General features: G+C 42.8%; 9 protein-coding genes. 2 read left to right on the forward strand and 7 right to left on the reverse strand.

Features of this window, described 5'->3' with window-relative positions; translation table 11 throughout:
- The first annotated feature begins 130 nt into the window (after positions 1-130).
- Together rpsA and BN8908_RS03240 are read left to right on the forward strand one after the other, a co-directional pair.
- A complete protein-coding gene (gene rpsA, locus BN8908_RS03235; protein WP_021987242.1) occupies positions 131-2,038 on the forward strand; it encodes a 30S ribosomal protein S1 in 1,908 nt (635 codons plus the stop codon).
- A gap of 106 nt (positions 2,039-2,144) precedes the next feature.
- Positions 2,145-3,083, forward strand: a complete 939-nt coding sequence (locus BN8908_RS03240; RefSeq protein WP_068689040.1) for a ribonuclease Z — start codon at positions 2,145-2,147, stop codon at positions 3,081-3,083.
- A gap of 71 nt (positions 3,084-3,154) precedes the next feature.
- On the opposite strand, the gene BN8908_RS03245 is transcribed toward BN8908_RS03240, so the two are convergent.
- The 7 genes from BN8908_RS03245 to BN8908_RS03275 form a co-directional block, all read right to left on the reverse strand.
- Complete coding sequence (locus tag BN8908_RS03245; RefSeq protein WP_068689042.1) at positions 3,155-4,132, reverse strand: DUF3667 domain-containing protein; 978 nt, start codon at positions 4,130-4,132, stop codon at positions 3,155-3,157.
- Between the two features lie 60 nt (positions 4,133-4,192).
- A complete protein-coding gene (locus BN8908_RS03250; RefSeq protein ID WP_148453164.1) occupies positions 4,193-5,689 on the reverse strand; it encodes a hypothetical protein in 1,497 nt (498 codons plus the stop codon).
- A gap of 89 nt (positions 5,690-5,778) precedes the next feature.
- The gene (locus BN8908_RS03255; protein WP_068689046.1) at positions 5,779-8,136 is read right to left on the reverse strand and encodes a PAS domain-containing sensor histidine kinase; all 2,358 of its coding nucleotides are present in this window, start codon (positions 8,134-8,136) and stop codon (positions 5,779-5,781) included.
- A gap of 83 nt (positions 8,137-8,219) precedes the next feature.
- Positions 8,220-9,404 (reverse strand): glycosyltransferase family 2 protein, encoded by a 1,185-nt coding sequence (locus tag BN8908_RS03260; RefSeq protein ID WP_068689048.1) that lies wholly within the window; start codon positions 9,402-9,404, stop codon positions 8,220-8,222.
- Between the two features lie 12 nt (positions 9,405-9,416).
- Positions 9,417-11,564, reverse strand: coding sequence for an LruC domain-containing protein (locus BN8908_RS03265; protein ID WP_068689050.1), 2,148 nt, complete (start codon positions 11,562-11,564; stop codon positions 9,417-9,419).
- A 107-nt stretch (positions 11,565-11,671) separates the two neighbouring features.
- Positions 11,672-12,763, reverse strand: coding sequence for an endonuclease/exonuclease/phosphatase family protein (locus tag BN8908_RS03270; protein ID WP_082989206.1), 1,092 nt, complete (start codon positions 12,761-12,763; stop codon positions 11,672-11,674).
- 145 nt (positions 12,764-12,908) lie between these two features.
- Positions 12,909-14,021 carry a glycosyltransferase family protein gene (locus BN8908_RS03275; RefSeq protein ID WP_068689054.1) on the reverse strand — a complete coding sequence of 371 codons (1,113 nt, stop codon included), beginning with the start codon at positions 14,019-14,021 and terminating at the stop codon, positions 12,909-12,911.

Raw genomic sequence — 14,021 nt, forward strand, 5'->3', positions numbered from 1 at the left:
CCGGAGGCTAAAGGAGTTCTGTTTTTTATTTTTATTTGAGAAAATAATTGTGAAACAGATTATTATTCTTACCTTTGCGCCCGTATTCAAAATAATGTCTAACTTATTAGTTAAGAAAGAATTAATTTTTATGTCAGAAGAACAAAAAGATTTGCAGGCTATAGCTGCAGAAAAAGAAACCAAAAAAACGGCTCCTGTTACAACAGCAGAAGCTGATGAAAATTTTGATTGGGATGCTTATGCTAATGATGTTGTAACTCCCGTTTCCCAGAAACAAGAACTGGAAGAAAAGTATGCCGGTACACTTTCGCAGATTGCAGAGCGTGAAGTGGTAGACGGTAAAGTAATCTCTATGAACAAGAGAGAAGTCGTTGTAAATATCGGCTACAAATCAGACGGTATCATTTCTTTGAACGAATTCCGTTACAATCCGGATTTGAAAGTAGGTGATACGGTTGAGGTCTATGTGGAAACACAGGAAGACAAAAAAGGTCAGTTGACTTTGTCACATAAGAAAGCGCGTGCAATGCGTAGCTGGGATCGTGTGAACGAAGCATTGGAAAAAGACGAAATTATCAAAGGATTTGTTAAATGTCGTACGAAAGGCGGTATGATCGTTGACGTATTCGGTATCGAAGCGTTCTTGCCGGGTTCTCAGATCGATGTTAAGCCGATCCGTGATTACGATATTTATGTAGGTAAAACCATGGAATTCAAGGTGGTTAAGATTAACCAGGAATTCAAAAATGTGGTTGTATCTCATAAAGCTCTTATTGAAGCAGAGCTTGAACAGCAGAAGAAAGACATTATTTCCAAGCTGGAGAAAGGTCAGGTACTTGAAGGTACGGTTAAAAATATTACCTCTTACGGTGTATTCATCGATTTGGGCGGTGTAGACGGATTGATTCACATCACCGACCTGTCTTGGGGTCGTGTAAATCATCCGAACGAAATCGTTCAGTTGGATCAGAAACTGAATGTGGTTATTTTGGATTTCGATGATGAGAAAAAACGTATTGCTTTAGGTCTGAAACAATTGACTCCGCATCCGTGGGATGCTTTGGATGCAGATTTGAAGGTCGGTGACAAAGTGAAGGGTAAGGTTGTGGTTATGGCTGACTACGGTGCATTCGTTGAAATTGCACCGGGGGTAGAAGGTTTGATCCACGTATCTGAGATGTCATGGTCACAGCATTTGCGTTCTGCTCAGGATTTCATGAAAGTAGGGGATGAAGTAGAAGCTGTTATCCTGACTTTGGATCGTGACGAAAGAAAAATGTCATTGGGTATCAAACAGTTGAAAGCTGATCCGTGGCAGAATATCGAAGAGAAATATGGTGTTGGCAGCAAACACAAAGCTACTGTACGTAATTTCACAAACTTCGGTGTATTTGTTGAAATAGAAGAAGGTGTTGACGGATTGATTCATATTTCCGATCTTTCCTGGACGAAGAAAGTAAAACATCCGGCAGAATTCACTCAGATCGGTGCTGAAATCGACGTTGTTGTATTGGAAATCGATAAAGAAAACCGTCGTTTGAGCTTAGGTCACAAACAATTGGAAGAAAATCCGTGGGATGTATTTGAAACGATTTTCACTGTAGATTCAGTTCACGAAGGTACGATTACCGAAATTTTCGATAAGGGTGCTGTGATTGCATTGCCTTATGGTGTTGAAGGATTTGCTACTCCGCGTCATTTGGTAAAAGAAGACGGATCACAGGCTAAAGTTGAAGAGAAATTGGACTTCAAGGTAATTGAATTCAATAAAGCCGCTAAACGGATCATTCTTTCTCATTCCCGTATTTTCGAAGATGCACAGAAATCGGATGAGAGAGCTAAGAAATCGGCCGAAGAAAAAACAACCAAAAAAGCCGTTAAACAGGTAAAAGATAAACTGGAAAAAACGACTTTGGGTGATATCACCGAGTTGGCTGCTTTAAAAGAACAGATGACTGCTAAAGCAGAACAGGCTGAAAAAGCTCCGAAAGCTAAAGCTGCTGAAGACAAAGCAGAAGAAGCTCCGGCAGAAGCTTAATGAGTCAAAGAACTAGGGTCTGCATAGCAGACCTTAGAATATAATAAAAGAGTCTGAACGGTTAGCTGTTCAGGCTCTTTTAGCATTAACCCGGAAATAAAAAAGGATGAAATTCGAATTGACGATTCTCGGTGCCGGCTCTGCTGTTCCGACAGCCCGAAGGAACTCTTCGGCACAGGTATTGAATATTCAGGAACGTTATTTCCTGATTGATTGTGCGGAAGCTACTCAACATCAATTGCGTCGTTTTCATATCCCCTATAATAAAATCGGTCATATTTTTATTTCCCATTTGCATGGGGATCATTTTTTCGGTTTGATCGGCTTATTGTCCAGTCTGGCGCTCCAGGGACGTAAAGGGGAGGTACATGTTTATGCAGACAGACGATTGCAGGAGATCATTGAATTTCAATTGAAGGTAATGAACAGCCGTTTGGGGTTTGCACTTGTTTTCCATCATTTGAGCCGGGAGGAAGAGGTTGTTTATGAAGATAAAGCGGTTACCGTGACTTCCTTTCCGTTGTCCCATCGTTATGATGCTCCGGTGTGCGGCTTTCTGTTCCGGGAAAGAGAGCGGGAAAGAACCATACGCAAAGATATGGCTCTGGCCTGGGATGTGCCGGTCGCTTTTATGCAACACCTTAAAAAAGGAGCTGATTTTGTAACGCCGGAGGGGCAGGTGATTGCTAACGACCGGTTAACGATTGCCGCTCCGCCTTCCCGTTCTTATGCCTATATGACCGATACTTTGTTCCGGGAACGTTTTGCTGCCTATGTTAAAGGGGTCGATCTGTTGTATCATGAGGCGACTTATGACCGCACGCTGGAACAATTGGCCAAAGAAACCTACCATAGCACGGCAGAGCAAGCGGCCCGGATGGCTCTTTTGGCCGGTGCAAAAAAATTGTTGTTGGGGCATTTCTCAGCCCGTTATCCGGATCCCTCTTGTATGTTGCCGGAGGCCCGGGCTATTTTTCCGGATACGTTCGTTTGTACGGATGGGGATGTTTTTGATATTCCGGCCCTCAAGAGAAAAGAAGGTTGATTTGATCCGTTGTTTGCAATTTCTGATCGGCTTCCTAGGGGTACCGGTCTGTACACTGTGAAATACCGGTATTAAAGGTCCTCTTCTATAACTTTTAAAATATCCGGAGATAGGAGATCCAGAAGGCCCAATATGTAAATCACACCGATGATAATTGCTGTAATCAATATTGTAAAGAGCAGGATGAGTAATCCTGAGTAGAGAAACATAAGTGCTGTTTTTCGCAGGGCTTTCCAGAAACCTATTTTGAATAATTGTTTTAGATCCCAAACGGTAACGGCGAAATAAAGACTGTATACGATCTGAAAGGAATTATCTGTCAGTTCCGTTGTATGGGTGCAGACCATAATCGGTAAGGCTATGAATAAAGCTAAAATCAACCGTTGGCATGCTATGTAAGCAAATATGAATATATATTCTGTGAAATTGTAGGTATATTTTTTCCGGATTTGGTAACGGTAGCGTGCATGATAGGTGGCAATAAACCGGTAATCCGAAAGGGTATAGTTGTAAGAGCGTTTCCTTGGAGGCAGGGTATAGTAATACATCCAGGCGGAGAGGCCTTTTCTGGTTCCCGGTCCGTATGGATGAAAAGGAGGGGTGTAAAAGGCGAGGCGTGATGCCCAGGCAAAGAACGGCAAGGTTACAATAGCCGTCAGCGACATACTGGAATCGATCCATTGTTCCAGTAAATTGAAAAACCTTTCCCAAAAAGTTAAATCAGTGACGGTCTGGACTGCTTCAACCGGTTTTGCCGGTAAAAGGATCTGTGACATTAAGCCGTAGAATCCGGCGGTGATGAATAACATCGGGAACGGTTGGAAATGGATAATGCGTTTACCGCTGACATAGTCGGCCAGCATGTGTCCGGGGCGGATAAACAGTTCTTTGAATGTGAATAAAATCCCTCTGTCGCAATTGGTCAATCCGTAAGCCCAATTATCGATTACCGAGCGTAATGTCAGTCTCCCGACTTTAGCTCTTTGACCGCATTGGTTACAGTAATTCCCTTTGTATCGGGCACCGCAGTTTTTACAGATATGAGGCATAAATTTAACTTTCCTGCCTACAAATTTAATTTAATTATTTAAATTTATCATTTTGTGGGGTTACTTTTGCCCGGTTATTTGATCGGGTAAGGCCGGGGTGCCGAATAGTTCCAGAATTTTTTTACGCACCTGGTATGTATTTTCGCGGAATGCCTTGTCATCTCTGCCAACGCCGACAAATCCATTGAATCCGTTGAGGAAATTGTCCGGATAATAGGTTTTATTATTGTTGCGTTGGAATTGTTGTTCGATATCGGCATATCTGTTCAGGTCGTCAAAACTCCGTCCCTTTTCCAACAATAAGGGAAGCCGGCTGAATAGCAGAGAATCGTATGTACCGAGCGGGTTGCGTTGGGCGACGTGAATTTTTACAGCGACTGAATGTGTGCGAAACTCTTTTTTAACAGGTTTGTAATCGTAGCAACAGAAGGCTTCTTTTTCAATCAGGTTTCCGGCAGAGGGAAGCATGCGGGAAGGTTGCTCTAAAACCAGAAAATCATTTCCCAGATCGTATTTCCATTGAGTGGTCGTCTGGCAAGAGCGGATGTAGATCTGATTGTTTTTGTCGTATCCGAAAGTAAGGTCCGCCCGGGTGGAATAGGGGGAACTGGTCTTTCTGCGGTTTGTCAGCAAAACTTGCCGGAGCAATTGGTAATCGATGTATTCGAAAGTCATTCTTTTTAGAATGTGACGATGGAAGTCTATGACGAGGGTGCCTTTGCAGGAGATTCGGGTTTGGTCCGGATAATCCTGGGAACGGGTATGGAAGGAATAAACGTAGTCGAGACTGTCGGTATCGACCGGTTTAAATTCGTATGTATGTGTTCCGGAGAAAAGAGGACCGTATAATTGAACGGCACGCAGTAATGTGAATATCTTTCTCGTTCCGGCATCGAAACGGTTGTCTTCCGTCGTAATATACAGCGGCGAAAGGGTATCGCTGCCGTTATTGGTTAGGTTATAACTTCTTTGCGTGTATACAGGTAGAAAGTAGGAGCGAAAACTCTGGTCCCATATATTTTTAGGACGGATGTCTCCGGAAGTAAAGTAATAGCCGTATTCACGCCGGTATTCTAGAGTCGTATCCCGGTAGTTCGTAATTTTTTCATATTGAGCATTGCCGTAGAAGTTGCAATAGGGCAGGGTACTACGCGGGAACTTCTTTAATTTAGCACTTACTTTATTCAGCAATTCTTCGGTTGAGATACTTTGGACGATGGTTTCTTCCAGTTGGTAGCTCAATTCTTCGAGTTGGATGCGGTCGATTTTTTGTAAAGCTGCCGGAGTATACGTTACGAGTTTGTACCCCATTCCCTGAAATTGAATGGAGTCATTCGGATGAAGCAGGCGGTTGTGGATGATACATTCGCCGTCAATATCCGAGGAGGTAATCAGGAAGCTTTTGTTTTTATTGATGACATATACACCGAATATCGGTCGGTTTTGAGTATCTGTAATTTTTATTCGTAATGTGGTTGTATCGCTGACAGTCAGATATTGGGCTTGTAATGAACAAGTCCCTGAAAAGAAAAGGCAAATTAGTAAGAAATGTCTCATCGGAATATACGGATAATTGTGAACTTACGATTCAGAATGACAATGTCTTCGGGATGACTCCGATTTGTCGGTTTCTTTTTCTTTGGCCGTCAGATATATTTTCCCAATGCTTTTTTCAATTGCTCGATAGAAACGGGTTTTGTTAAAAAATCATTGCAACCTGCTGCAAAAGCTTCTGCCTTATCGGATTCAAAGGCAAAGGCTGTAAGTGCTATGATGGGAATGTTTTTGTCCTCTTGGCGGATTATACGGGTGGCCTCCAAACCGTCCATTTCCGGCATTTTTATATCCATAAGAATTAAATCCGGATGTACGGTTTTGTTCAGTTCGATAGCCTCTTTCCCGTTTACAGCTCTGACTAAATCGTATTCTTTACCGATCATTGCTTTTAGCAATAGAAAGTTGCTGTTTACATCTTCAGCAATTAAGATTACTTTGTGCTGATCCATATGTTTTTCTTTATTTTGTATACTTGTTATTCTTTCCGGTGTCTTTCCGTTTTTTTCTTTTCCGTCTATCGGAATGGTAAAGCGGAATGTGGAGCCTTTCCCGACAGCAGATTCTACTTCGATATATCCGCCCAGATTGTTGATGATCATTTGGCAGATAGACAGGCCGAGTCCGGAACCTTGTGCGAAGTTATTCAATTTTACAAAGCGGTTGAATATACTTTCGAGATTTTGGGGTGCAATACCGATACCTGTATCTTGTACGAAAAATTCGATGTTTTTGTCTTTCTGTTTGTATCCGAAACGAATCTCTCCTTCGGTTGTAAATTTTTGCGCATTGGTTATCAGGTTGGAGATAACCTGAGCCAACCGGTTGTTATCACTGGTAATTGTCATATCCGGCGCATCGGTGTCCAATATGAGCCGTACATTTGACTGTGTTTTATGGAGGTGAGTGTTGTAAAGGCTTTGGCACAGTTCTTTTAAATCTACGGGTTTCATTACAAATTCCAATGTCCCGGCTTCAATTTTGGAGAGATCCAGAATGTCGTTGATCAATTGTAATAATAGTTCAGCATTTAAATTGATGATATCGTCGTATTGCCGGAGTTCTTCCGGGTCCTGTGTTTCTGCTATCAATCTGGAAAAACCGACGATTGCATTTAAGGGGGTCCGGATTTCATGGCTCATATTGGCCAGAAAAGCAGATTTTAATTTGTCGGATTGTTCTGCTTTTATACGGGCTTCGATTAAAGCCGTTTCCGTATTTTTTAATTCAGTGATATCCCAGGCAATACCGATGATAAAAGGGGGTTTATTGTCTTCAAAGGGTACCAGGGTTTTTATGGTATTGACTGTCCGGATTTCTCCGCTGGTTGTCATATAATCTTCCTGGTATTCTATTTTTTCTCCGTTTGTTAAGAGGCGTAAATCGTCTTCTCTGAATTTGCGGGCATCTTCCGGATTCGGGAAAATTTCGTAGTCCGTGTGTCCCAATGCATGGTCGGCGAGAATACCGGAATGTTCTTCGAAAGCTTTGTTCCAATACAGGTAACGAAATTCATTCCCCGTATCTTTAACGAATAGATATACCGGAACATTATTCAGTATGGTATCCATAATAAAATTGAGTTCCCGTATTTTTCTCTGTTGTTGGAGTCTTTCTGAAATATTGCGTCCGAAGGTCCAGACAATTTCTTTTTCTTCGTCATACTCTTTTACGATATAAGTCGTTATTTCGAGAGTTATGGAAGTGCCGTCGGCGTTTTTGTGGCTTGTCGTGTATTTTAAGGTTCCGTTTGCTTCCCTGAGATTTTGGATTTGAGTCTGCCATGAATCCCGGGTGATATCCGGATATATGTCGTATATTTTTTGTTCCCGGATATCGCCGCTTAAATGATAATTGTTATAAAACTGGGCATTGGCAAAAATCAGATTTCCTTCAATCGTGCAGGCATATATTTCTTCAATGGAATTATTGACAGCCGATTTTACCATTTCTAATTTCTGTTGTGTTTGAATAGCTTCTGTCTTATCACGGCAGATACAGAGTACATGGTTGTCATCCAATGGAATGATCCGGTTTTCGAAGAAATGTTTTTCTCCGTTTAAGGGCAGGGAATGGCAGGCAATACCCGTTGTTTGCGTATGGATTACCTGATCCAGATTCGTCTTGATAATTTCGTAGGCATCTTTCGGGAGTATATCCCGTATATTTTTACCCAGCATGGCTGCTGAACTGTTACCTACGTGTACGGTTTTCTCAGAAGACACAAGTTCGACATAATTTCCTTCGTAGTCCAGAACGGAAAGCATATCGGGCAGGGCTTCCAGCGCTTTGGAACCGAATTGTTTTTCCAGGTTGCGCTTGTTTTCAGTAGTTACAGACCGGGCACAAATGGAAGAATCTTGTTTGCCGGAAAGATTTTCGATTTGTTTTTCCAGGTCTGCTATTCTATTTAGTAAGTCCTGACGCGATAGATGTTCGTAGACTTCCATAGTTATCGGAATTGGTTAATACGTCTTTTGATCGACCGGTTGTTATTATACAAAAGTAGCATAATTAATGAAATTTCTATGTTTTATTCCGCCCGTTTTGCTTTTTCCCACGTACCTTTCCCTTTGAATTTTTTGTAATAAAAGAATGCTTTTATAACATTCAGGTTCATAAATAGAAAGTAGTAAGGAATGAAAAGAATTTTAATTTTGATTTGTTTGCTTTGAAAATAAGCTCCTGTTGAGGCCAGGATGTAAAATAACAGTTGCAACAGAAGAATAATCCGGTAAATAAGCGAGGGTGAGCAAATGGCGAGTCCGGTATTTAACGGGAGTAGCAATAAAAGGGCTACGGGTGTGACGGACCAGCGTAACACCCGGTGTGAAATGTATTGGAAACTCAGAGTCTTGTATTTGAAAAGGTTCAGAAGTGAGCGCAATCTACAGATGGCTTGCAATCCTCCGGCTGCAATCCGGATTTTTCTTTTTTGTTCGTTTCTGATATCTGCCGATCCTTTTTCAATAGCATAGGCAGAAGCACAATATGTAATTTTATACCCCTTTTCAGCAATTCTCAGCGAGATCATGAAGTCATCCAATAAGGTATCGGCGGGCATGGGTTCAAATAGGGTGGTTTGTATTGCAAAAAGTTCTCCGGCTGCTCCTACTGTGGAATACAGCCGTGAATCCCATGCCTTTAGTTTGGATTCATAACGCCAGTAAAACCCTTCCCCTCCTGATGCAGCGTTGTCTTTTGTATTGTTTTCAATGCGTTTTTCACCGGCAACACAACCTGTTTGCTTATCGGCAAAAGCATTGACAATTTCCCGGACGGCCTCCGGATTGAGCATGGTATTTGCGTCGGTTAAGATCGTATAGGGAGTCGTAACAAATGGCACTGCCCGGTTGAGGGCAGCTGTTTTCCCTTTTCTTTCCGGATGGAAATAGAGTTTTATTTCCGGATATTGGGCCAGTAGAGAGTTTGTATTGTCATTGCTGCCGTCCGTAATCCAGGCGATAGTCAATTTTTGGGGAGGATAATTCAGGGCTTTGCAGTTCCTCATTTTTTCCTCTACAATCTTTTCTTCGTTATAAGCTGCAATGAGAAGAGTCACTTCGGGAAGTTCCTCTTGCCATTCAGGTTTACAATATGGGTGAAAGAACTCTTTTATTCGTACGAATAAATAGAGTAGCATGCCATACCCTACGTAAGTATAGAAGACAATAACCAGACAAATCCAGAATAAAATTTCAAAAAACGACTGCCACATGAAACTTTAGACTCAATTCCGGTATATAAGATGTTCTTCGGGAAAGATATACCAGTCTGCATTGTCTTTCCCGCTGCTTTTTACCCATGCTTCAAATTGAGGATATACATCGGTTATTTTTCTCCATTCCTGCGGATAACGGAAAATGCCCGGAACGCGGATACTCCACATGTATTGCTGGGTAACTTCCTGTAATTTGGCCGGAGTAACACTCAAATTCGTATGCTTGTACCGGGGTAAATGGATTTCTGTACGAGGCAGCCGGGTGCCTACGATTGTAAAATAGTTTATGGCATCCAATTGAATGTCTTCTTCCTGAATCAGTGAGGAAAATTCTATCGTTACATCGAAAGAAACCGGCTTGGCCGTTGCGCCTCCCTGGATTGTATTGACGATCGTGGTCGTGTTGCTATACCCCAGTATCTGATGGGCATTGTCAAATAACGGAATAACCGCTTGTTTCTGTTTTTGTTCCGTAGAGTTACCGTTTCTGTAAAAGTTATCCAGCGGCAATTCTGTGGAATAGCTTACCGATTTTACGCTCTCTTTTCCAAGACGGTCTAATTGCAAGGCAGCACCCAATTGTCTGGTTGCACCTACTGCTCTCAAGGTAAAATGCAAAGTCACCCGGTCTATTCCGTTTTTCTGCGGATAGTAATAACTTGTTGAATCCAGACTTAAAACGATGTCATTCATGTCGTAATCTCCCGGATTCGGATAGTTATCTTCGGAAGCGAATGTGTAGGTCTGGGTATAGGTTACCGTTTTGGGAAATTCCGGTTCTTCCGGTTGCTCCGGAACATAGTCGTTTCCCTGGCTGCATTCGCTGGGCTTGATCTCGATGGTCGCACCCGTAGAAACATCTTCCAGCATACAATTAAACAGAATATTATAAGTCCATGGATCTGCCGGATATTGATTGCAACTGATGTAAAGGTTAGAAATAAAGTTTAACGGCGCGTACCGTGAAGGGCAGATCATTTTGTCGATCCGGACTAAAGCATAGTCATTTCCGTTTCCCTGGATGAATGGGCTTCCCCAATTGGCTGTGGTGAGTGTACCTACTTCCAGCATAGCAGAGTTGCCCAGATATACCGAAGAGTTTGCCATGGAAAAATCTTCGCTGACGAAAGAGCAGTCCGGAGAAACGGTCAGTATACTTTGGTTGTTCAGCTTAAATTTTTTGATATGGGCATAACATTCATTCCGGAATAGAAATGCAACGTCGGATGTCGTCAGTCCGTTTGCATAGAATTTTCCCTTGTTGACAAATAACATGCCGGCAGCATTGGCCGTGATCCAATCTCCGTAAAAATTTCCTTCATTGATGACGGCTCCCGGATTATGAAATTCCAGACCGATATTGTTTTGCTCGGGGGTACCCAATTGTCCGCCGGGGGCGATACCCATAACACCTCCTGCCGAATTCCATTTAAATGTACAGGAAGCCGCAGAAGATAACAGTTTTCCCGTTCCCATAATGTAGATATCCGAGCCTTTGTTAAGGACCGTCATGTTATTCGGGTTGATCCACGTACCCGTAATGTACAGAGAACTGTTGCCACTGCCGGGGAATGTAATTTTACCGGTATACGTTTCCCGGATAACGTAATTTTTATTGGCTTCCAAGGTTACGTTATTGGGGCCTTCTTTGATTTCGTTTGCGTCTGCGGGTACATTTTCCGGTATTCTTTCATCGGCATATGCCCGGGTGGTTGCCGGGGCGCTGCTTGTATTTTTTTCCGGGTAGAAGCTGCAATCGAGTTTGTTGTTTTTGATTTCCGCTTCTTTGATGCTTTTTCTTCCGCCGGGAGTCGTTTGACGGATATACAAGGTTTTTTGAACAGCCGGAACGGTTATCGTTTTTTGTAGAGGTTGTTTTCCGGTACACCAGCCCGTAGTATACAATACAGCCGACGGATCGGTAAGCGGGTTTTTATCGAAAATTTCAATCGTGTAGAGGTATTGTCCTTCGTACCGGTCATAAGGAATTACGGACGTCTGAACGGAAGAGGTCGTCGACCAGGTAAAATCACTTGGAATATTCTGGATAAAATAATCCTTGCCCAGTGCTTCCGGGTCATATATTTCTTCGTGGCAACTACACAATAGAAATAGTCCACAAAGTATGCATAAAATACTGCTGTGTATTCGTTTCATGGTATCTTGATTAAAATCCGGACGGTTGTGTTTGGGAATTTACATGCTACCCAATCTACTTAATTATGTAACAAATATACAATTCTTATTGATTCATTTCAAGAATATTACTCTTTTTTTTTAAGTAATTTCATTACTATCGGATTGTGGTCGCTTCCCGGAAGGCTGGGAGAGTCGTATGTCAAACCGACGAAGTGGGAATCATAGGCAATGAAGTCGATTCGCAACAAGCCTTTGATGCCTTTGAACGAGTGGCCGTAGCCTTTGCCACAGGCCCGGAAGCCGTCGGTAAGGTCGTGATTGCGGATGTGGTTGAAAGCATAGGAGACCGGGGTGTCGTTAAAATCTCCGCAGACAATCACGGGGTATTTCGTCGTATCTATTATTTGCCGGACAAGTTGAGATTGGCGGGCACGGATCTGAAAGTTTTCTTTCAGTTGTTCCAATAGGTTGACGAGGGTGTGGGCCTGGCCTTTCCAGTTTTTTACACTTTTGTACTCGTAATATTTCTTTTTGTTCAGACTGACATTCGTGGTTTGCAGGTGGTTGTTAAAAACCCGTATGGTATCCTGGCCTACCAGGATATCTACCCACATGGCAGCATTCGTTTCGGAGTGAAAGTCGATATCGGTATGCCGTATTATAGGATGACGGCTGTATACGCTGATACCGAAATTGGCCCACGAAGTCCGGCGATTGAAAAACGTACAACGAAACGGGAGAGGGATTCTTTCACGGATGGTGGCTGAATCCAGATTGACTTCTTCGCAATGTTCCTGTACACAGAGAATGTCTATATTTTCAAGAGACAGTTTGCGAAGCAGTGCATAGCCTTTCGGAGAATGGCTGATTTCGTAAAATCCTTCGACATTGTAGCTGGCAATGTGCAAAACTTTTCCCGCATCTGAAATTTCAGGTAATTTTTTCCAGGGATTCTGGAAGATGGAAAAAAGGTAATTGTAATTTAATAAGATTGTAATTAAAGGCAAAACCAGCCATATTTTTTTGTGAAATCCCCAGAATATCAGTAAAAAGAAGTTGCCGATAAGAATGACAGGCATAAATAATCCGGAAAATGCAGGTACCCACCATGTATTAGGGTCAATATACGGTGCCAGTATGCCGGTTAATCCCAAGACGGCCATACCTATGGCTATAGGTTTCATTAAAAGGTAAAAGAAAAACCTTAAGGCAGCCATCTTATTCGTTCTTATTGTTATCTGACATGGTGAAATAACTCACAATAACCGATTGTGCTTTTGACACAATCTTTCTCTCCTACGCTTGAATTGAGGTTAATGATCGGATTGGCAAAGTTAAGATTATTTATAGAATATTAAAATCTTAAAATATTCGTTCCAATACTTTTTTTATCTGTCTTTCCCAGGAGAGTTCCTGAATGGAAGCTCTGATTCCGGAAGGTGAGACGGAGAGTTGCCGGTAGAAAGCGATGAGCCGGCCGATGTTGACGGGGGCTTCGTTTGCCGGGACTTTTAGGATGTAAGGACGGTTTTCAAAATCAGTATCCGTTTCCGAGTAGATAAAAGGAATACCTCTGGCTGCATATTCTCTGTTTTTCAGGGTTTTGATGTGCTGTATGCCGCTGCGATGGCGTCCCAGACTACCGATTCCCATATCGCAGCGGTCGAACAGGTTATCCAGTGCCTTGCCGTGTAATGCTCCGTGGAGAATGACATAGGGCCCGAGCCCGGATTGTCCGATAAGGGGGACAATTTCATTACGCTCGCGGGCACTGAAAAAGTCGCCTATAAGGTGGAAATATACTTTATAGTCAGGTTGCGTGGCGTAGTATTCTGCCATTCCTTTTATCAGGCGGTCGTATCCGTGCCAGTAATGGATTTCTGCTACTCCGATGAGATGCAGTTCACGCTCCGGTGTATTGAGGGCGTGTTTCAAGGGGATTGCTTCGAAATCTATACCATTGGAAATTTGTATGGTCGGGATACCGAAGATTGTTTTATAGTCGGAAAAGGTAACGATACCGTCGAGGCAACGGGCCAGTTTTTTACGGTAATAACGGTCGAGGTATAAACCGATTTTCATGCGGAAGGTCACGTATTCCTGGTCGTAGGGATAGGTGGGGATTTCCATGATTACCCGGCACCCCTCCTGTTTCAGCCGCCGCACCAGTCGGATGGTAAAAGGATTGGCATTGTGGGCGGAGCGCATATATACCAATTTTATTTTTTCCCGGACGACAAAGCGAACGATGGAATCGAATTCGATCCGTTTGCTTATTTTGCTTCTCCAGCCTGTGCCGTAATCGGCAATGACTTGCTTGCCGGCCATGCGTTGTTTCCGGCCGTGTTCTTCGGACAGATAGCACAGGTAAGTTTCTAAACCGTTGGCTTCCAATGCACGGACTTGATAATGAATCTTTTTGCTGATGCCGTTGGCTGCGTCGAAACCGTGGAATGTGAGAAAAAGTGCTTTCAT

Source organism: Culturomica massiliensis, from assembly GCF_900091655.1.
In the GTDB taxonomy this organism is placed as follows: domain Bacteria; phylum Bacteroidota; class Bacteroidia; order Bacteroidales; family Marinifilaceae; genus Culturomica; species Culturomica massiliensis.

Bases quoted from the DNA above. Each gene is read 5' to 3' on its own strand.
- BN8908_RS03250 (WP_148453164.1), bottom strand. From the start codon at position 5,689: ATGAGACATTTCTTACTAATTTGCCTTTTCTTTTCAGGGACTTGTTCA.
- BN8908_RS03240 (WP_068689040.1), top strand. From the start codon at position 2,145: ATGAAATTCGAATTGACGATTCTCGGTGCCGGCTCTGCTGTTCCGACA.
- BN8908_RS03260 (WP_068689048.1), bottom strand. From the start codon at position 9,404: ATGTGGCAGTCGTTTTTTGAAATTTTATTCTGGATTTGTCTGGTTATT.
- BN8908_RS03275 (WP_068689054.1), bottom strand. From the start codon at position 14,021: ATGAAAGCACTTTTTCTCACATTCCACGGTTTCGACGCAGCCAACGGC.
- BN8908_RS03245 (WP_068689042.1), bottom strand. From the start codon at position 4,132: ATGCCTCATATCTGTAAAAACTGCGGTGCCCGATACAAAGGGAATTAC.
- BN8908_RS03265 (WP_068689050.1), bottom strand. From the start codon at position 11,564: ATGAAACGAATACACAGCAGTATTTTATGCATACTTTGTGGACTATTT.
- rpsA (WP_021987242.1), top strand. From the start codon at position 131: ATGTCAGAAGAACAAAAAGATTTGCAGGCTATAGCTGCAGAAAAAGAA.
- BN8908_RS03270 (WP_082989206.1), bottom strand. From the start codon at position 12,763: ATGGCTGCCTTAAGGTTTTTCTTTTACCTTTTAATGAAACCTATAGCC.
- BN8908_RS03255 (WP_068689046.1), bottom strand. From the start codon at position 8,136: ATGGAAGTCTACGAACATCTATCGCGTCAGGACTTACTAAATAGAATA.